At 52.0% G+C, this 19,306-nt stretch carries 17 protein-coding genes and 2 tRNA genes; 17 read left to right on the forward strand and 2 right to left on the reverse strand.

Features of this window, described 5'->3' with window-relative positions; genetic code table 11:
• Positions 1-1,341, forward strand: coding sequence for a phosphoglucosamine mutase (glmM, locus tag J1779_RS09720; RefSeq protein WP_056782437.1), 1,341 nt, complete (start codon positions 1-3; stop codon positions 1,339-1,341).
• On the opposite strand, the gene J1779_RS09725 is transcribed toward glmM, so the two are convergent.
• Positions 1,331-1,513, reverse strand: a complete 183-nt coding sequence (locus J1779_RS09725) for a hypothetical protein (protein ID WP_217203660.1) — start codon at positions 1,511-1,513, stop codon at positions 1,331-1,333. The genes glmM and J1779_RS09725 overlap by 11 nt on opposite strands.
• 87 nt (positions 1,514-1,600) lie before the next feature.
• Here J1779_RS09725 and secG point away from each other — a divergent pair, with 87 nt between their 5' ends.
• From secG to J1779_RS09790, 13 genes are all read left to right on the forward strand, one after another.
• Complete coding sequence (gene secG / locus J1779_RS09730) at positions 1,601-1,936, forward strand: preprotein translocase subunit SecG (RefSeq protein ID WP_056782436.1); 336 nt, start codon at positions 1,601-1,603, stop codon at positions 1,934-1,936.
• Between the two features lie 86 nt (positions 1,937-2,022).
• Positions 2,023-2,109 (forward strand) — tRNA-Leu (locus J1779_RS09735).
• Between the two features lie 59 nt (positions 2,110-2,168).
• Positions 2,169-2,245: transfer RNA gene (locus tag J1779_RS09740), tRNA-Met, on the forward strand.
• A gap of 228 nt (positions 2,246-2,473) precedes the next feature.
• Positions 2,474-2,926 carry a ribosome maturation factor RimP gene (rimP, locus tag J1779_RS09745; protein WP_056782522.1) on the forward strand — a complete coding sequence of 151 codons (453 nt, stop codon included), beginning with the start codon at positions 2,474-2,476 and terminating at the stop codon, positions 2,924-2,926.
• Between the two features lie 23 nt (positions 2,927-2,949).
• Complete coding sequence (nusA, locus tag J1779_RS09750; protein ID WP_056782435.1) at positions 2,950-4,458, forward strand: transcription termination factor NusA; 1,509 nt, start codon at positions 2,950-2,952, stop codon at positions 4,456-4,458.
• A 24-nt stretch (positions 4,459-4,482) separates the two neighbouring features.
• Positions 4,483-7,176 (forward strand): translation initiation factor IF-2, encoded by a 2,694-nt coding sequence (infB, locus tag J1779_RS09755; RefSeq protein ID WP_056782434.1) that lies wholly within the window; start codon positions 4,483-4,485, stop codon positions 7,174-7,176.
• 75 nt (positions 7,177-7,251) lie between these two features.
• Positions 7,252-7,665, forward strand: coding sequence for a 30S ribosome-binding factor RbfA (gene rbfA / locus J1779_RS09760; RefSeq protein ID WP_056782433.1), 414 nt, complete (start codon positions 7,252-7,254; stop codon positions 7,663-7,665).
• Complete coding sequence (gene truB / locus J1779_RS09765; protein ID WP_217203661.1) at positions 7,665-8,609, forward strand: tRNA pseudouridine(55) synthase TruB; 945 nt, start codon at positions 7,665-7,667, stop codon at positions 8,607-8,609. The genes rbfA and truB overlap by 1 nt, the downstream gene beginning before the upstream one ends.
• Positions 8,610-8,732: 123 nt before the next feature.
• Positions 8,733-9,002, forward strand: a complete 270-nt coding sequence (gene rpsO, locus J1779_RS09770; RefSeq protein WP_056782431.1) for a 30S ribosomal protein S15 — start codon at positions 8,733-8,735, stop codon at positions 9,000-9,002.
• 273 nt (positions 9,003-9,275) lie between these two features.
• Complete coding sequence (gene pnp, locus J1779_RS09775) at positions 9,276-11,399, forward strand: polyribonucleotide nucleotidyltransferase (RefSeq protein WP_056782430.1); 2,124 nt, start codon at positions 9,276-9,278, stop codon at positions 11,397-11,399.
• A gap of 129 nt (positions 11,400-11,528) precedes the next feature.
• The gene (gene nlpI, locus J1779_RS09780) at positions 11,529-12,413 is read left to right on the forward strand and encodes a lipoprotein NlpI (RefSeq protein WP_056782429.1); all 885 of its coding nucleotides are present in this window, start codon (positions 11,529-11,531) and stop codon (positions 12,411-12,413) included.
• A gap of 121 nt (positions 12,414-12,534) precedes the next feature.
• Positions 12,535-12,609, forward strand: coding sequence for a protein YrbN (gene yrbN, locus J1779_RS25780; protein WP_223499600.1), 75 nt, complete (start codon positions 12,535-12,537; stop codon positions 12,607-12,609).
• Positions 12,599-14,533, forward strand: a complete 1,935-nt coding sequence (locus J1779_RS09790) for a DEAD/DEAH family ATP-dependent RNA helicase (RefSeq protein ID WP_122096272.1) — start codon at positions 12,599-12,601, stop codon at positions 14,531-14,533. The genes yrbN and J1779_RS09790 overlap by 11 nt, the downstream gene beginning before the upstream one ends.
• 89 nt (positions 14,534-14,622) lie before the next feature.
• Here J1779_RS09790 and J1779_RS09795 read toward each other — a convergent pair whose 3' ends face one another.
• Positions 14,623-15,648 carry a luciferase-like monooxygenase gene (locus J1779_RS09795; RefSeq protein WP_056782427.1) on the reverse strand — a complete coding sequence of 342 codons (1,026 nt, stop codon included), beginning with the start codon at positions 15,646-15,648 and terminating at the stop codon, positions 14,623-14,625.
• Positions 15,649-15,988: 340 nt separating this feature from the next.
• Between J1779_RS09795 and J1779_RS09800 the strand changes: the two genes are divergently transcribed.
• Genes J1779_RS09800 through J1779_RS09810 form a run of 3 tightly spaced genes read left to right on the forward strand, consistent with a single transcriptional unit; the run spans position 15,989 to position 19,292 of the window.
• On the forward strand, positions 15,989-16,963 hold the full coding sequence (locus tag J1779_RS09800; protein ID WP_217203662.1) for an HlyD family secretion protein: 975 nt from the start codon (positions 15,989-15,991) through the stop codon (positions 16,961-16,963).
• Entirely contained in the window at positions 16,960-18,132 is a 1,173-nt protein-coding gene (locus J1779_RS09805; RefSeq protein WP_122096315.1) for an ABC transporter permease, read from the forward strand. The genes J1779_RS09800 and J1779_RS09805 overlap by 4 nt, the downstream gene beginning before the upstream one ends.
• Positions 18,129-19,292 carry an ABC transporter permease gene (locus tag J1779_RS09810; RefSeq protein ID WP_217203663.1) on the forward strand — a complete coding sequence of 388 codons (1,164 nt, stop codon included), beginning with the start codon at positions 18,129-18,131 and terminating at the stop codon, positions 19,290-19,292. Before J1779_RS09805 ends, J1779_RS09810 begins: the two co-directional genes overlap by 4 nt.
• Positions 19,293-19,306 lie beyond the last annotated feature (14 nt).

Below are 19,306 nucleotides of genomic sequence, written 5' to 3' on the forward strand. Positions count from 1 at the left end.
ATGAGCAACCGTAAATACTTTGGCACCGATGGCATTCGCGGAAAAGTAGGTGATAACCCAATCACGCCAGATTTCGTTCTCAAACTCGGCTGGGCAGCGGGAAAAGTTTTAGCGCGCCACGGCTCTCGTAAAGTGATTATTGGTAAAGACACACGCATCTCGGGCTATATGCTGGAATCTGCTCTTGAAGCAGGGCTGGCGGCAGCGGGCTTATCGGCATCCTTTACCGGACCGATGCCCACCCCTGCGGTGGCGTATCTGACGCGTACTTTCCGTGCAGAAGCAGGGATCGTGATTTCTGCTTCCCACAATCCTTATTACGATAACGGCATCAAATTTTTCACCATCGATGGGACAAAGCTGCCAGATGACGTGGAAGAAGCCATCGAAGCCGAACTGGAAAAACCGCTGACCTGCGTTGAATCGGCAGAGTTAGGCAAAGCCAGTCGTATAGTGGATGCTGCAGGTCGTTACATCGAATTTTGCAAAGGGACTTTCCCGAGCGAACTCAGCCTTAACGGTCTGAAAATTGTGGTCGATTGTGCTAACGGTGCAACTTATCACATTGCGCCAAGTGTCCTGCGCGAGCTGGGCGCGAAAGTCATCGCTATCGGCTGTGAACCAGACGGCATGAATATTAACGAAGAGTGCGGCGCAACGGACGTTCGTCAGTTGCAACAGCGCGTTCTGGCCGAAAAAGCTGACGTCGGTTTGGCATTTGATGGTGACGGCGATCGTCTGATAATGGTTGACCACGAAGGTAACAAAGTTGATGGCGACCAGATTCTTTATATCATCGCGCGTGAAGGTCTACGTCAGGGGCAACTTAAAGGCGGTGCGGTAGGCACGCTGATGAGTAATATGGGCCTCGAACTTGCGCTCAAGCAGCTCGGCATTCCTTTCACACGTGCGAAAGTGGGCGACCGCTACGTACTGGAAAAAATGCAGGAAAAAGGCTGGCGTATTGGTGCTGAAAACTCCGGTCATATCATCTTGCTGGACAAAACGACCACCGGAGACGGTATTGTTGCAGGTTTGCAAGTACTCACCGCAATGGTCCGTAACCACATGACTCTTCATGATTTGTGCAGCGGTATGAAATTATTGCCCCAAATTCTGATTAATGTGCGTTTCGCTGGTGAACATGATCCGCTGGAATCTGATGAAGTGAAGCAGGTAACCGCTGAAGTTGAAAAGCAACTTGCAGGCCGTGGCCGCGTTTTATTGCGTAAATCAGGCACAGAACCTTTGTTGCGTGTCATGGTGGAAGGTGAAGATGCGGAGCTGGTAGAAAAATTAGCCAATCGCATTGCCGATGCAGTGAAAGCGGTCAAGCCGTAACCTGATAAGAAATGGCGAATTTTTCTTCTCTGCGCCGTTGTCTCCTCATCAGATAACGGCGCAGATAATACCTGATGAAGGTTTTTTGGATGAATTTGCCGTTTTTTTCCGCAAACAAACATTCCATTGCAAATTGCTCTTGCGCGGCCATACGGCTTTGGTTAGTATTCACACCCGCTTCAGTGGGTCCTTAAATGGCCTGCTAAATTGGTGAGAAGCAATTGGCATGCGGTGAACCCGCGAGGATACAGGTACTACTATGTACGACGCTCTTCTGGTGATTTTCCTTATCGTAGCAATCGGCCTTGTGGCTTTGGTTATGCTGCAACAAGGTAAAGGCGCTGATATGGGAGCCTCTTTCGGAGCAGGTGCTTCTGGCACATTGTTCGGTTCGAGTGGTTCCGGTAACTTCATGACCCGTATGACCGGCGTGTTGGCCGCTTTGTTCTTTATCATTAGTTTGATTCTTGGGAACATGAGCACCAATAAAGGCCAAAAAGGCAGTGAGTGGGAAAACTTAAGTCAGCCAGCGCAAACTGAGCAGACAACTGCACCGGCAGCTCCAGCAGCGCCGAACAGTGATGTTCCTCACTAAGCAGTAACCTTCTTACCTAAAGAAGTGAAAAGTTTTAAACAGTGGCTTGAACTTGGACAGTACAAGCGATTGTGAAAAAAAAGAGTGCCGAGGTGGTGGAATTGGTAGACACGCTACCTTGAGGTGGTAGTGCCCGAATGGGCTTACGGGTTCAAGTCCCGTCCTCGGTACCAATCTTTGTGATAATTTGCTTTTTAGCGATTATCGGCGTAGTATTTGCCACGTTTTCGGACGCGGGGTGGAGCAGCCTGGTAGCTCGTCGGGCTCATAACCCGAAGGTCGTCGGTTCAAATCCGGCCCCCGCAACCACTTTCCCTAAGTGTTTATTTCAAATAGACTTTCAGTATCTTCCTGTGATGTTCTGCAGTTCCCATTTGAAAGCTTCAATTTGAAAATAACACTTCGAAAGTTGTACCGAAGCCGCTATGCGGCAAATAGGGTCCAGTTGCATAAAGCCCCGATTTATCGGGGTTTTTTGTTATTTGGCAACAGAATCACTGGGCTATTTAGCCCTTTTTTTATGTCTTGGGGGTGGGCTTGTCCACATTAGAACAAAAATTAACAGAGCTGATTACAGCACCAGTCGAGGCACTTGGCTTTGAGCTGGTGGGCATCGAGTTCGTTCGGGCTCGCCAATCGACGTTGCGCATCTATATTGATAGTGACGCCGGGATCAATGTTGATGATTGTGCTGATGTCAGCCACCAGGTGAGCGCTGTGCTGGACGTTGAAGATCCAGTCACCGTCGCCTATAACCTGGAAGTTTCCTCTCCAGGCCTTGATCGTCCTATGTTCACCGCTGAGCATTATCAACGTTTTATCGGTGACGAAGTCAGCATGGTACTGCGTATGGCGGTCCAGAATCGTCGCAAATGGCAGGGCATCATCAAAGCTGTCGAAGGCGAAATGATCACGGTGACTGTGGAAGGGAAAGACGAAGTGTTCGCACTGAGCAACATCCAGAAAGCGAACCTGGTACCCCACTTTTAAAGAGTTTGGAAGAGGCAACTAGGATGAACAAAGAGATTCTGGCTGTTGTAGAAGCAGTTTCTAATGAAAAATCCCTCCCGCGCGAGAAGATTTTTGAAGCGCTGGAAATTGCATTATCAACAGCGACCAAGAAAAAATACGAGCAGGAAATCGAAGTCCGCGTCAGCATTGACCGTAAAACAGGTGACTTCGATACCTTCCGTCGTTGGGTTGCAGTCGACGAAGTGACTCAGCCAACGCGTGAAATCACCCTCGAAGCAGCACAGTATGAAGAACCGTCTATCGAACTCGGCGGTTACATCGAAGATCAAATCGAGTCAGTCACATTCGACCGCATCACCACCCAAACCGCAAAACAAGTTATCGTACAGAAAGTACGCGAAGCTGAACGCGCGATGGTTGTTGAGCAGTTCCGTGAACAGCAGGGCGAAATCGTCACTGGCGTCGTGAAAAAAGTTAACCGCGACAGCATCGCCCTGGATTTAGGCAGCAATGCTGAAGCTGTGATCCTGCGTGAAGATATGCTTCCGCGTGAAAACTTCCGCTCTGGCGACCGTATTCGTGGCGTTCTGTATGATGTTCGTCCTGAAGCACGTGGCGCACAGCTGTTTGTCAGCCGTTCGCGCAACGAAATGCTGATCGAACTGTTCCGCATTGAAGTGCCAGAAATCGGTGAAGAGCTGATCGAAATTAAAGCGGCAGCCCGCGATCCTGGCTCCCGTGCAAAAATCGCAGTGAAAACCAACGACAAACGCATCGATCCTGTCGGTGCTTGTGTCGGTATGCGCGGTGCACGCGTTCAGGCCGTTTCCAGTGAACTGGGCGGCGAACGTATCGATATCATCCTTTGGGATGACAATCCTGCGCAATTCGTTATCAACGCTATGGCTCCGGCAGATGTTGCCTCCATCGTGGTTGATGAAGATAAATGCACCATGGATATCGCCGTTGAAGCCAGCAACCTGGCACAGGCGATTGGCCGTAATGGTCAGAACGTACGTTTGGCTTCCCAACTGTTGAAACAACATCGTGGTGATGACAGATGGGAACTGAACGTGATGACAGCAGACGACCTTCAGGCCAAACATCAGGCTGAGGCACACGCTGCGATTGAAACCTTTACTAAATACCTGGCCATTGATGAAGATTTCGCCACGGTTCTGGTAGAAGAAGGTTTCTCTACTCTCGAAGAACTGGCTTATGTGCCAGTGAACGAACTGCTTGAAATCGACGGCCTGGATGAAGACACCGTGAATGCGCTTCGCGAACGTGCGAAAGAAGCGCTGACGACGTTGGCTTTAGCCCAGGAAGAAAGTCTCGGTGACAACAAGCCTGCTGACGATCTGCTGAACCTGGCGGGTCTGGAACGTAGCATGGCGTTTAAACTGGCTGCACAAGGCGTTTGTACGCTGGAAGATCTTGCCGAGCAGGGTGTCGACGATCTGGCTGATATTGAAGGTCTTACTGACGAGCAGGCTGGTGAACTTATCATGGCCGCGCGCAATATCTGCTGGTTTGGCGACAACGCGTAATAAACTGTAGCAGGAAGGAACAGCATGACAGATGTAACTGTAAAATCGCTGGCGGCAGAGATTCAGACCCCGGTAGATCGCCTGGTACAGCAATTTGCTGATGCAGGGATCTCGAAGTCCGAATCTGACTCTGTGACCCAGCAGGAAAAAGAAACATTGTTGGCGCATCTGAATGGCGGAAACGCTGGTGCGACAAACAAACTGACGTTACAACGCAAAACGCGTAGTACACTGAATATTCCGAGCACCGGCGGGACGAGTAAATCGGTGCAAATCGAAGTCCGCAAGAAACGCACTTATGTTAAACGTGATATGACCGAAGCAGAACTTGCCCAGGCCGAAGCGGAAGAGCAGGCGAAGCGTGACGCGGAAGAACAGGCACAGCGTGCAGCAGCAGAGCAAGCCCAGCGCGAAGCTCAGGAAAAAGCCAAACGCGCCGCCGAAGAGCAAGCTAAACGTGAGGCCGCTGATAAAGCTAAGCGTGATGCAGCGGAAAAAGATAAAGTGACGAATCAACATACTGACGAAGTAACCAAACCAGCTCAGGCAGAGAAAGCACGCCGTGAAGCTGAAGCCGCAGAGCTGAAACGCAAAACGGAAGAAGAAGCCCAGCGTAAGCTTGAAGAAAACGCCAAGCGCATCGCAGAGGAAGCCCGTAAAATGGCTGACTCAGGTGTCTGGACTGAAACTGTCGCGCCAAGCGAATCAGAATCTGCTGACTATCATGTCACCACTTCTACCCACGCCCGTGCAGCTGAAGACGAAAACGACGCCAAAGTTGAAGGCGAACGTCGTAGCCGTACCCGCGGTGGCAAAGCGACCAAGCAGAAGAAAGGCAATAAACTGTCTGAATCTAAAGCGGATCGCGAAGAAGCACGTGCCGTTGGCCGTAATGGTAAAGGCAAGCGTAAGCCAAGCACACTGCAACAGAGCTTCAACAAGCCTGTCGCTGCTGTGAATCGTGACGTTGTTGTGGGTGAAACCATTACCGTTGCTGAGCTGGCGAACAAAATGGCAGTTAAAGGCTCTCAGGTCATCAAAACGATGATGAAACTGGGTGCGATGGCTACTATCAACCAGGTTATTGATCAGGAAACTGCTCAACTGGTTGCTGAAGAAATGGGCCATAAAGTTATCCTGCGTCGTGAGAACGAGCTGGAAGAAGCGCTGATGAGCGACCGTGATACCGGTGCTTCAGCTGCCGCTGAGCCACGTGCTCCGGTTGTGACCATCATGGGTCACGTTGACCACGGTAAAACCTCCCTGCTTGACTACATTCGCTCAACGAAAGTTGCTGCGGGCGAAGCCGGTGGTATTACTCAGCACATCGGTGCTTATCACGTTGAAACAGAAAACGGCATGATCACCTTCCTGGATACTCCGGGACACGCCGCGTTTACTTCAATGCGTGCACGTGGTGCCAAGGCAACTGACATCGTGGTTCTGGTTGTTTCAGCCGATGATGGCGTGATGCCACAGACCATTGAAGCAGTTCAGCATGCGAAAGCGGCTGGCGTGCCAATCGTGGTTGCAGTGAACAAAATTGATAAGCCAGATGCTGATCCAGATCGCGTTCGCACCGAGCTTTCTCAGTACGGCGTTATGCCGGAAGAGTGGGGCGGTGAATCTCAGTTCATCCATGTTTCTGCGAAAGTCGGTACGGGTATCGACGATCTGCTGCAAGCCATCTTGCTGCAAGCTGAAGTATTGGAACTGAAAGCGGTACGTACCGGTATGGCAAGTGGTGTTGTGATTGAGTCCTTCCTGGACAAAGGTCGCGGCCCGGTAGCAACAGTTCTGGTTCAGGAAGGTACGCTGAATAAAGGCGATATCATTCTGTGCGGCTTCGAATACGGCCGTGTTCGTGCGATGCGTGATGAACTGGGACGTGACATTCTGTCCGCAGGTCCTTCTATTCCTGTCGAAGTGTTGGGTCTATCCAGCGTTCCGGCTGCGGGTGATGAAGTGACTGTTGTTCGTGATGAGAAGAAAGCTCGTGAAGTTGCTCTGTATCGTCAGGGTAAATTCCGCGAAGTGAAACTGGCTCGTCAGCAGAAATCTAAACTGGAAAACATGTTTGCGAACATGACCGAAGGTGAAGTTTCTGAACTGAACATCGTTCTGAAATCTGACGTACAGGGTTCTTGCGAAGCGATTTCCGATGCACTGCAGAACTTGTCAACCGACGAAGTGAAAGTCAAAATCGTAGGTATGGGTGTCGGTGGTATTACCGAGACTGATGCAACGCTGGCAGCCGCTTCCCGTGCGATCATCCTGGGCTTCAACGTGCGTGCGGATGCTTCTGCCCGTCGCGTCGTAGAAAGCGAAAGCCTGGATCTGCGTTACTACTCCGTCATCTATAACCTGATTGATGAAGTCAAACAGGCGATGAGCGGTATGTTGGCGCCAGAGTACAAACAGCAAATCATCGGCCTGGCTGAAGTTCGTGACGTGTTCAAGTCACCGAAATTTGGCGCAATTGCAGGTTGTATGGTTACTGAAGGTATGATCAAACGTAACAACCCAATCCGTGTACTGCGTGACAACGTGGTGATCTACGAAGGCGAGCTGGAATCCCTGCGTCGCTTCAAAGATGACGTTGCTGAAGTTCGTAACGGCATGGAATGTGGTATCGGCGTTAAGAACTACAACGATGTGCGTACTGGTGATGTGATCGAAGTCTTCGAAATCATCGAGATCAAACGTACTATCGCTTAACGTTTGCGAAGTAGCTGATATCCAGATGGGGGCCTTGCGCCCCCTTATTTGTCTGGAGCAAGTGGAGAAAGAATCATGGCAAAAGAATTTAGCCGTACTCAACGTGTCTCTCAGGAGATGCAAAAAGAAATCGCGATTATTTTACAGCGCGAAGTCAAAGATCCACGCGTTGGCATGGCCACCGTGTCCGGCGTAGAAGTGTCACGTGACCTGGCTTATGCCAAAGTTTTCGTTACCTTCCTCGACGTGTTGACCACCGATAATCATGATCCCGATCGTGTGAAAAACGGCATCAGAGCCTTACAGGATGCATCAGGTTTCATTCGTACCCTGATCGGTAAAGCGATGCGTTTGCGTGTTGTTCCGGAACTGACCTTTGCTTACGATAACTCCCTGGTTGAAGGCATGCGTATGTCTAACCTGGTGACTAACGTCGTGAAGAATGATGCTGAACGTCGTTCAGCTGCAGGCGACGACGAGGAAGCATAATGAGCCGCCCACGTCGCCGCGGCCGTGATATTCACGGCGTTCTGCTACTGGACAAATCTTACGGCTTGTCTTCCAACGATGCCCTGCAAAAGGTGAAACGCCTTTACAACGCGAACCGCGCAGGACATACCGGTGCGCTCGATCCTCTGGCAACTGGCATGCTGCCATTGTGTTTAGGTGAAGCGACCAAGTTCTCGCGTTTTCTGCTGGATTCTGACAAGCGTTATCGGGTCATTGCCCGCCTCGGCCAACGCACTGATACGTCTGACGCTGAAGGTGAGATCGTTTCCGAACGTGAAATAACCTTTACGCCGCAGCAACTCGACGACGCACTCGATAGCTTCCGCGGGGAAACCCAGCAAATTCCTTCTATGTATTCTGCTTTAAAATACGAAGGCAAGAAGCTGTATGAATACGCACGCCAGGGTATCGAAGTTCCCCGTCAATCTCGCAGTATTACGGTGTATGAACTGAAGTTTATCCGCTGGGAAGGCGTTGAGGTTGAACTGGAAATCCATTGCTCAAAAGGCACTTACATTCGCACTATTGTGGATGATTTAGGTGAAAAATTGGGTTGTGGCGCACACGTCACTTATTTGCGTCGTTTGCAGGTGGCCACGTATCCCCTTGAGCGCATGGTCACAATGGAAAAAATCCATGAGTTGATTGCTCAGGCAGAAGAGCAGGGCATCGAGCCACGCTTGCTGTTGGATCCGTTGTTGCTGCCTATGGACAGCGCATGCGAAGACTTCCCGGAAGTGAATTTGCTGCCTGTGGTGGCCGGATACGTTAAACAGGGTCAACCTGTTCAGGCTTCGGGCGCACCGGCGAGTGGCATGGTTCGCATTACGGAAGGTGAAGAACATAAGTTTATCGGCATTGGCGAAATTGACGATGATGGCCGCATTGCGCCACGTCGTTTAGTCGTCGAATACGCCGAATAAGCGCTTTTTGCCCACCTTGCGATCATATATAGCAAAGGGTAGAATAGCGCAGCTTATGCATTGGGTAGCTGAATTAGAGATCGGCACCCGTTTAAACTATCTATAATATTTTGGAGTATAATTATGTCTCTAAGCGTTGAAGCTAAAGCTCAAATCGTTTCCGACTTTGGTCGCGGCACTAACGACAGTGGTTCTACCGAAGTTCAGGTTGCTCTGCTGACTGCTCAAATTAACCATCTGCAAGGTCACTTTGCAGAGCACAAAAAAGATCACCACAGCCGTCGTGGTCTGCTGCGTATGGTTTCTCAGCGTCGTAAACTGCTGGACTACCTGAAGGGTAAAGATGTAGCACGTTACACCAGCCTGATCGAACGTCTGGGTCTGCGTCGCTAATCAAGCGAGTTTCAGTGTAAAGGGGCCAATAGGCCCCTTTATTCTAGGAAGCAACACCAAATCAGGGTACTGTATGGCTGTTGTTTCTGCTGTTTTTCTAAGAACATGAACTTCCGTTACAGATGTTTTCGCGCGGCTAATGAGAGACTTTATTGCCACATTGTCAGGTCAATAAGGATTGTCATTAGTCGCGAGAATGTAGTGAGAAGCTCGGATATCTATCGGCGTGAACTGCTGTCATAACAGCTGCGTGCCACAATTAAGGACATTACATTGCTTAATCCGACTATTCGTAAATTCCAATACGGCCAGCACACCGTTACGCTGGAAACCGGCATGATGGCGCGTCAGGCGACTGCAGCCGTGATGGTTAGCATGGACGACACCGCGGTATTCGTTACCGTTGTTGGCCAGAAAAAAGCCAAACCAGGTCAGAGTTTCTTCCCACTGACGGTTAACTACCAGGAGCGTACTTATGCTGCTGGTCGTATCCCGGGTAGCTTCTTCCGCCGTGAAGGCCGTCCAAGCGAAGGCGAAACACTGACTTCACGTCTGATCGACCGTCCAATTCGCCCACTGTTCCCGGAAGGTTTCCTGAATGAAGTTCAGGTTATCGCGACCGTGGTTTCCCTGAACCCGCAAGTAAACCCTGACATCGTTGCGATGATCGGTGCGTCCGCTGCCCTGAGCCTGTCTGGTATTCCTTTCAGCGGCCCAATCGGTTCAGCACGCGTGGGTTACATTAACGATCAGTACGTTCTGAACCCAACCGCAGATGAATTGAAAACCAGTAGTCTTGACCTGGTCGTTGCCGGTACTAAAGGCGCGGTTCTGATGGTTGAGTCTGAAGCTGACGTTCTGAGCGAAGACCAGATGCTGGGCGCTGTGGTGTTCGGCCACGAGCAACAACAAATCGTTATCGATAACATCAACTCTCTGGTTGCTGAAGTCGGTAAAGCGAAATGGGATTGGCAGCCAGAAGTGGTTAACGCAGAGCTGCACGCTCGCGTTGCAGCGCTGGCAGAATCTCGTTTAGGTGATGCTTACCTGATCACTGATAAACAAGACCGTTACGCTCAGATCAACGTCATCAAAGCGGAAGTGGTTCAGACCCTGCAAGCAGAAGATGAAGCGCTGGACGCTGGCGAAATTTCTGACCTGCTGGGTAGCATTGAGAAGAATGTGGTGCGTAGCCGTGTTCTGCGTGGCGAGCCACGTATCGATGGTCGCGAAAAAGACATGATCCGCGGTCTGGACGTTCGTACTGGCGTTCTGCCACGTACTCACGGTTCAGCGCTGTTTACGCGTGGCGAAACTCAGGCACTGGTTACTGCAACTCTGGGTACTGCCCGTGACGCGCAAAACCTGGATGAACTGATGGGCGAGAAGTCTGACAGCTTCCTGTTCCACTACAACTTCCCTCCGTACTCCGTTGGTGAGACCGGGATGGTGGGTTCACCAAAACGTCGTGAAATTGGTCACGGCCGCCTGGCGAAACGCGGCGTGCTGGCGATGATGCCAAAACCAGAAGACTTCCCGTACACCGTACGTGTCGTGTCTGAAATTACTGAATCTAACGGTTCATCTTCTATGGCTTCTGTTTGTGGTGCATCTCTGGCCCTGATGGATGCAGGTGTGCCGATCAAAGCCGCTGTTGCAGGTATTGCAATGGGTCTGGTTAAAGAAGGCGAAAGCTTTGTTGTTCTGTCTGACATTCTGGGTGACGAAGATCACCTGGGCGACATGGACTTCAAAGTGGCCGGTAGCCGCGATGGTATCACCGCGCTGCAGATGGACATCAAAATCGAAGGTATCACCCGCGAAATCATGCAGGTGGCTCTGAACCAGGCTAAGGGTGCGCGTCTGCACATTCTGGGCGTAATGGAACAGGCGATCAGCACTCCGCGCGGCGATATCTCTCAGTTTGCTCCACGTATCCACACCATCAAGATCAGCCCGGACAAAATCAAGGACGTGATCGGTAAAGGTGGTTCTGTGATCCGTGCCCTGACTGAAGAAACGGGTACAACCATTGAAATCGAAGATGACGGTACTGTGAAGATCGCAGCAACCGACGGCGAGAAAGCAAAATACGCTATCCGTCGTATCGAAGAGATCACCGCAGAAATCGAAGTTGACCGTATCTATCAGGGTAAAGTGACCCGTATCGTAGACTTTGGTGCGTTTGTTGCCATCGGCGGTGGTAAAGAAGGTCTGGTTCACATTTCTCAAATCGCTGACAAGCGTGTAGAGAAAGTGACTGATTACCTGCAAATGGGTCAGGAAGTACCGGTTAAGGTACTGGAAGTTGACCGTCAGGGCCGTGTGCGTTTGAGCATCAAAGAAGCCACTGCACCGACTCAGGACGATACAACTAAGCAACCTGACGCAGAATAATCTGTAACAGAAGTTTTACAGCTCCTTTCCATCCGGAGAGGAGCTGTTCGTATCACGAGCGTAGGACGCGTTTGTGTTAAGCAAGCGGATGACAGGACGTCTATCCAATGTTTGTCTCCGGGAGTAGAAATGAAGCCTTTCTTGCGCTGGTGTTATGTTGCGACAGCACTTATGTTGGCAGGATGCAGCAACCATGATTGGCGTAAAAATGAAGTTCTGGCGATTCCTTTGCAGCCGACGTTGCAGCAGGAAGTCATCCTGGCACGCATGGAACAAATTCTTGCCAGCCGGTCATTAACCGATGATGAGAGAGCACAGCTATTATATGAGCGCGGTGTGCTGTATGATAGTCTCGGGCTAAGAGCACTGGCGCGTAATGATTTTTCACAAGCGCTGTCTGTTCGTCCTGATATGCCAGAAGTTTTTAACTACCTGGGGATTTACCTAACGCAGGCAGGCAATTTCGATGCTGCCTATGAAGCGTTTGATTCTGTACTAGAGCTTGATCCAACTTACAACTACGCGCGTTTGAACCGAGGTATCGCCCTGTATTACGGTGGCCGATTCTCGTTAGCGCAGGATGATCTGCAGGCGTTTTATCGAGACGATCCAAATGATCCCTTCCGTTCATTATGGCTTTATCTTGCGGAGCGAGAAATCAATCCGAAGGATGCCGACGTAGCGCTTCAACAGCGTTATGACAAAGCGGACAGAGGGCAATGGGGATGGAATATCGTCGAATTCTACCTGGGCAAAATCAGCGAATCTACGCTGATGGAACGTCTCAAGGCAGAAGCAACGGATAACACTTCGCTCGCTGAGCATCTCAGTGAAACTGACTTCTATTTAGGTAAGCACTACCTAAGTCTGGGGGACAAGAACAGCGCTGCGGCACTGTTCAAACTGACGGTAGCTAACAACGTTCACAACTTTGTTGAGCACCGCTATGCATTGTTGGAATTGGCGCTTTTGGGCCAAGAGCAAGACGACCTATCAGAATCGGACCAGCAATAGCTGACGACACCAATCAGCCTGATTAATCATGGTTTTTACCATTTTTAAGCGCCTTAACGGGCGAGGGTTGCTTTGTTCGTTTTATAATCTAATTTGAGCCGGTTCACACTTTTCAATGAAAATGACTGAAAATTTTCTCGACGAGTTATGTAGACTGGCTGCCATTATTAATGAGGCACGTGTACATGACTACTGAGCTTGAAACCTCTTTTGCTGACCTGGGGCTGTCTGCTCCGATCATTTCTGCCCTGACTGATTTGGGCTACGAAAAACCTTCACCAATCCAGGCTGAGTGTATTCCTCACCTGCTGAGTGGCCGCGACGTTCTGGGTATGGCGCAGACCGGTTCCGGTAAAACTGCTGCATTCTCTTTACCTTTGCTGCACAACATTGATGCTTCACTGAAAGCACCACAAATTCTTGTTCTGGCTCCGACCCGCGAACTGGCGGTTCAGGTTGCTGAAGCAATGACCGATTTCTCTAAACATATGCATGGCGTGAATGTGGTTGCCCTTTACGGCGGCCAGCGCTATGACGTTCAGCTGCGCGCACTGCGTCAAGGTCCACAAGTTGTTGTGGGTACCCCGGGCCGCCTGCTGGACCACCTGAAACGCGGCACCCTGAACCTCTCTAACCTGAGCGGTCTGGTGCTGGACGAAGCTGATGAAATGCTGCGTATGGGCTTCATCGAAGACGTTGAAACTATCATGGCGCAGATCCCGGCTGAACATCAGACCGCATTGTTCTCTGCAACCATGCCAGAAGCGATTCGTCGCATTACGCGTCGCTTCATGAAAGATCCACAGGAAGTGCGTATTCAGTCAAGCGTGACTACCCGTCCGGACATCAGCCAGAGCTACTGGACTGTGCACGGCCTGCGTAAAAACGAAGCACTGGTGCGTTTCCTGGAAGCAGAAGACTTTGATGCAGCCATCATCTTCGTTCGTACTAAGAGCGCGACCCTTGAAGTGGCCGAAGCTCTGGAACGTAGCGGCTACAGCAGCGCTGCACTGAACGGCGACATGAACCAGGCGCTGCGTGAGCAAACCCTGGAGCGTCTGAAAGATGGCCGTCTGGACATTCTTATCGCAACCGACGTGGCAGCACGTGGTCTGGATGTAGAACGTATCAGCCTGGTTGTTAACTATGACATCCCGATGGACTCTGAGTCTTACGTTCACCGTATCGGTCGTACCGGTCGTGCAGGCCGTGCTGGTCGCGCATTACTGTTCGTCGAAAACCGTGAACGTCGCCTGTTGCGTAACATTGAACGCACCATGAAGCTGACCATTCCAGAAGTTGAAATTCCTACTGCTGATGTCCTGGGCGAGCGTCGTCTTGCTAAGTTCGCAGCAAAAGTTCAGCAACAACTGGAAAGCAGCGATCTGGATCAGTACCGCGCATTGCTGGCTAAACTGCAACCTGCAGAAGAGCTGGACATCGAAACGCTGGCTGCTGCACTGCTGAAAATGGCACAGGGCGAACGTCCTCTGATTGTTGCTGCTGACCCAATCTTCAAAAGCCGTCCACCGCGTCGTGAATTTGAAGAACGTGGCGATCGCGGTGACCGTGGCGATCGTCGTGACCGTCCGGCTCGCAGCAACGACCGTCCTGCACGTGATGGCGACAGCCCACGTCGTGAGCGTCGTGACGCTGGCGAAATGGAACTGTATCGCATCGAAGTGGGTCGTGATGATGGTGTTGAAGTTCGTCACATCGTTGGCGCGATCGCTAACGAAGGCGACATCAGCAGCCGTTACATCGGTAACATCAAGCTGTTCGGTACGCACTCTACTATCGAACTGCCGAAAGGTATGCCGGGCGAGATTCTGTCTCATTTCACCCGTACTCGTATCCTGAACAAACCGATGAACATGCAGTTGCTGGGTGATGCTCAGCCACAGGCTGCGCGTCGCGAACGTCCAGCCGGTGCAGGTGGTGAGCGTCGTGGTAACGGTGCTCCGCGTCCTTTCAACGGTGACCGTCCTGCGGGTGCAGGTGGCGAACGTCGTGGTAACGGCGCTCCACGTTCTTTCAGCGGCGATCGTCGTGAAGGTTCTTCTGCTGCAGGCGAACGTCGTCCGCCAAGCCGCGCACCACGTCGCACGACTGACGCATAATTTATCGCACCTGGTTTTATTCGGGTGCAGATAATAAAAAACCAGCCTTAACCGGCTGGTTTTTTTTCGTCTTAAATTTGTGAACGCGATTAACTGATGCGCTGTTCTTTTACCAAATCATCCTGTAAACCGGCCACAATCTCGAAGGAATGCAAACGCGCCTGATGATCAAAAATCTGGCCGTTAATCATCAGTTCATCCGCTTGTGTCTCACGCAGAATGGACTGCAATCCCTGGCGCAGCGTGTCTTTATTGCCGACGACCGACATACGCAGTGCATTATCCACCCCAAATCGCTCTGATGCGGACCACAGACTTTCAATGTTATCCACGGGTGCTGGCAGTTTGCCCGGCATACCGCGACGCAAATTGATGAACTGCTGCTGATTTGAGGTAAACATCCGGCGCGCTTCTTCATCCGTATCCGCGCCAATCGCGTTAATACACACCATGGCATACGGCTTTTCAAACTGGGCAGAAGGCTGGAATTTACTGCGATAGATGGCTAATGCCTGATAGAGCATATCCGGCGCAAAATGCGAGGCGAAGGCAAAAGGCAATCCCAGTGCGGCGGCCAGCTGAGCGCTGTACAAGCTCGATCCCAGCAGCCAGATCGGCACATGCAATCCCTGACCCGGCACGGCCTGCACCGCCTGCTGTGGCTGAACTTCTCCGAAGTACAACTGTAATTCCTGCACATCTTTCGGGAAATTATCGACTTCACCGGAGAGATGGCGGCGCAGCGCAATCATTGTGCGCTGATCGGTACCCGGCGCACGGCCAAGACCAAGATCGACACGGTTCGGATACAGCGTCGCCAGTGTGCCGAACTGTTCGGCAATGACCAGCGGGGAATGGTTGGGCAGCATGACCCCGCCGGAACCGACGCGAATCGTTTTCGTGCCGCCCGCGATGTATCCCAGCAACACCGACGTCGCCGCACTGGCGATGCCGGTCATGTTGTGATGCTCAGCCATCCAGTAACGTTGATAGCCCCATTTTTCAGCATGTTGTGCCAAATCGAGGGAAGATTTAAAGGCCTGTGCAGCGTCGGCACCTTGTGGAACGGGTGCTAAATCCAGCACGGATAGGGGAACGGTGTGTTTATCAGACATAGTCACGGCTCACTCGTTGATGGGCGAAACACAAGCAGTTCGCCCGCTAAAAATGCTCATAATTAGAACGAGTATTACCCATTCACCGGGGATTGAATACTGCATTTGTGCCTTTCCTGATCCTCCAACTCATGCGTAACGACTATGAATTGCGTTTAATTTATCGTTTCAGTCAATATGTTGTTTTGTGTTAAAAACTCTCTGTCAGCGCCGCTATGATTGAACGCCTCCTGTGATGTATCGATCACTCCGAAAACAGAGCGCGGCGAAAGGACACTCAAGGAATGGAAAACCAATGCCTCTGAAGAACACTGGCGAGAAAAAAAGGATCAGGCAACACATGAGTAAACGAATTTTATTGACCCTTCTGCTGGTCTTCGTGGCGGTTTCTTTAGCCGTGTTGTTCCGTGCGAACAATCAGGACTTATTGCTGCAGGGCGAAGTCGATGCGCCGGAAGTCATTGTCGCGTCCAAAGCCAAAGGCCGCGTGATTGAACGTCACGTTGAACGCGGTGACGATGTCAAAGCCGGTCAGCTACTGATCACCCTCGACAGCCCGGAAATGATGGCGCAGTTGCGCGCCGCCGAAGCTGCCCGCGATCAGGCAAAAGCCCAGCTCGATCTCTCTGTTAACGGTACCCGCGAAGAGAGCATCCGCAATTTGAAAGCCACGCTGGCCCAGTCTCAGGCGGAATATGTTAACGCCCGCGACCTCTACAACCGCAATGCCAAAGTGGCGGCGAAAGGGTTTATTTCAGCGTCTGATTTAGAAGATTCCCGCCGCGCCCGCGATAGCGCATACGCACAAGTTCTCGTCGCCAAAGCCAATCTTGATGAAGGTATCAATGGCGACCGCGTGGAACAGCGCGAAAGCTATGCCGCGCAGCTGCGTCAGGCGGAAGAAGACTTACTGGAAATCAAAGCGCAAACCGATGACTTGCAGGTGAAAGCCCCGGTCGATGGTGAAGTGGGGCCGATCCCGGTGGAAGTCGGCGAACTGGAAAGTGCGAACAGCCCGTTGCTGACGTTAGTCCGTCTGCCTGACGCTTATTTCGTCTTTAATTTGCGCGAAGATATTCTGGCCGGCGTGCGCAAAGGCGACAAAGTGCAAATGCGCGTGCCTGCGCTGAACAACCAGATGATCGAAGCCGAAGTGCGCTACATCGCACCGCTCGGTGATTACGCAACCAAACGCGCCACGCGTGCGACAGGTGATTTCGATCTTAAAACCTTTGAAGTGCGTCTTTACCCAGCGAAACCGGTGCCCGGATTGCGGCAGGGCATGAGTGCGCTGTGGCAGTGGAAGGCGAAGTGAAGCGGGTCAAAGCGCCGCGCAGTGAAAGAATAAAAGCCGGATGGCGCTGTTTTAGCCGGGCATTTAACCGTGAAGTCAGCCATGCATTCCGCAAGCCGGTGATCCACTGGCTATGCTGGATTTTCCCGTTGCTGCTGTTTGGCCTCATCAGCAGCAATTTCTCTGAAGGCACTCTGCTGAATTTACCGGTGTCCGTCATCGACAACGATCACAGCAACTTGTCGAAGACCCTGACCCGCAAACTGGACGCCGGTTCCCATGCGCATGTGCAGGCCTTCAGTGGCGGATTGCAGGAAGCTGAGTATCGCCTGCGTACCGCGCAGGACTACGCGTTGCTGTATATTCCGGTTAATTTCGAAGCGGATGTGCTGGCCGGAAAACAGCCGAGTGCGGTGCTGTATTACAACGCTTTGTTCTACGGTGCCGGTCTGTATTCCACGCAGGATTTCAGCGGGCTGATCACTGAACTCAATACCCGTTACCGTTCGATTATTGCGACTGAAATCGGCAAAACGTTGCCGTCGCTGGCGAGCGTGGATTTGTCCTACGGCAGCCTGTTCAACGCCAGCGGCAGCTACATTTATTACCAGCAGTTCGCTGCGACCATTCACCTGCTGCAACTGTTTACCGTCACCTGCATGATTTACGTCATGGCGCGCAGTCAGGCGTTGATCAGCACGCCGTCGTTTACGCTGGCACTGCTGGGCAAACTCGCGCCTTACACGCTGTGTTTCACCACGTTACTGATGGTCGAGATCGCCATGCTGGTCGGCTTTTTTGACGCGCGGGTCAGCGGTAACCCGTTATATATGCTGCTCATCGGTTTCTTTTATGTGATTGCCGCCCAAAGCCTCGGGCTGTTGCTGTTCACCTTTACCAAAACCACGATTACGGCCTACACCATGATGGGGATTTTCGTCAGTATCGCGCTGACCTTCTCCGGTATGGCGGTCCCGGTGCTGTCGATGCCCTTGCCTGCGCGGATTATTTCCGGCATCGAACCGCTGAGCTACGCCCTGGCCGCGATGTTTGACGTCTTCCTGCGTGAAGTGTCCGTGCGCGGTATTTTAATGGTCTGCGCCATCCTGCTGATCTATCCGCTGGTCACCAGCCTTCTGGTGCGTAAACGCTTATATCTGCGGCTGAAACAACAGGAGCCAGGAAAATGACCCGTCGCGAATGGTTCAGGACCTGGTGGGGGACTTTCAGCAAAGTGCTGACGGGCCTGCTTGATAAACCGATGTGGATGATGCTGCTGATTTCCCTGTGCGTGATGAGCATGGTCTACGCCAACCGCACGGTGTGGGACTTGCCGGTCGCCGTCGTCGATCAGGATCACAGTACCGCCAGCCGGATGCTGACCCGCCAGCTCGACGCGACCTCGAAAGTCGCCACGGTGCACTATGAAAATCTGGCGGATGCCGAGCACGATCTTGCGCTGCGCAAACTGTTCGCCGTGATCATCATGCCGGTCGATCTGGAGAAGAAGATCCTCGCCGGTCAAAATATCGTTATTCCGGTGTACGGCGATGCCACCAACCGTCTGGCAAACGGGCAGATCCAGCAGGATGTGCTGGGGGCGTATCAGGCGATCCTCACCCAATACAACACTGATCTGTTGTTGAGCAACGGCTTCAGCGAGCGTCAGGCCAGCGTGGTGCTCTCGCCGATGGTGGGGCAGACGCTGGATCTGTTTAACCCCGGCATCAGCTTTGCGGCAATCATTTTCCCTGGCCTGCTGGTGATGTTGTTACAACACTCCCTGCTGATTGCCAGTGTGCGCGTCAGTATTGTGCTCAACAGCGCTCCCTCCGGAAAACCGACCATCCCGGCATTTCTTGGCGGGATTTCGGCGCTGATCCCGGTCTGGCTGTTTTTATCGATCGTGCTGTTTGTGCTTTGGCCGTGGATATTAGGCTACCGGCAAACGGCCAGCATTCCGGAAATTCTGCTGCTGACTTTCCCGTTCCTGTTGGCCGTTTTAGGGCTGGGCAAACTGGTTACGGAATGTCTGCGCAGCGTCGAGCTGATTTACCTGACGCTGGCTTTTCTGACCACGCCGGTGTTTTACATCTCCGGCACTATCTGGCCCTTACAGGCAATGCCGGCATGGGTTCGGGCAATCTCTTCTATGCTGCCTTCGACGTGGGCGACCAAAGCGATTGCCGGGGTGAATCAGATGGGGCTGCCGTTCAAAGACGTGGGCGGCGATATTCTGATGCTGCTGATCCTGTGCGCGTTTTACACCTTCACCGGTATTGCCGTGGGCATGCTGCGCGACGGTGTCCGCCTGCGGGCGATGTTCAGGCGCAAATATAAAAAAGCGTGATAAAAAAGGGATAT

Source organism: Rahnella rivi (assembly GCF_019049655.1).
GTDB classification, from domain to species: Bacteria; Pseudomonadota; Gammaproteobacteria; order Enterobacterales; family Enterobacteriaceae; genus Rahnella; species Rahnella rivi.

Coding starts and splice junctions, on each gene's coding strand:
- glmM (WP_056782437.1), top strand. CDS start 1: ATGAGCAACCGTAAATACTTTGGCACCGATGGCATTCGCGGAAAAGTA.
- secG (WP_056782436.1), top strand. CDS start 1,601: ATGTACGACGCTCTTCTGGTGATTTTCCTTATCGTAGCAATCGGCCTT.
- nusA (WP_056782435.1), top strand. CDS start 2,950: ATGAACAAAGAGATTCTGGCTGTTGTAGAAGCAGTTTCTAATGAAAAA.
- infB (WP_056782434.1), top strand. CDS start 4,483: ATGACAGATGTAACTGTAAAATCGCTGGCGGCAGAGATTCAGACCCCG.
- rbfA (WP_056782433.1), top strand. CDS start 7,252: ATGGCAAAAGAATTTAGCCGTACTCAACGTGTCTCTCAGGAGATGCAA.
- truB (WP_217203661.1), top strand. CDS start 7,665: ATGAGCCGCCCACGTCGCCGCGGCCGTGATATTCACGGCGTTCTGCTA.
- rpsO (WP_056782431.1), top strand. CDS start 8,733: ATGTCTCTAAGCGTTGAAGCTAAAGCTCAAATCGTTTCCGACTTTGGT.
- nlpI (WP_056782429.1), top strand. CDS start 11,529: ATGAAGCCTTTCTTGCGCTGGTGTTATGTTGCGACAGCACTTATGTTG.
- J1779_RS09790 (WP_122096272.1), top strand. CDS start 12,599: ATGACTACTGAGCTTGAAACCTCTTTTGCTGACCTGGGGCTGTCTGCT.
- J1779_RS09795 (WP_056782427.1), bottom strand. CDS start 15,648: ATGTCTGATAAACACACCGTTCCCCTATCCGTGCTGGATTTAGCACCC.
- J1779_RS09800 (WP_217203662.1), top strand. CDS start 15,989: ATGAGTAAACGAATTTTATTGACCCTTCTGCTGGTCTTCGTGGCGGTT.
- J1779_RS09810 (WP_217203663.1), top strand. CDS start 18,129: ATGACCCGTCGCGAATGGTTCAGGACCTGGTGGGGGACTTTCAGCAAA.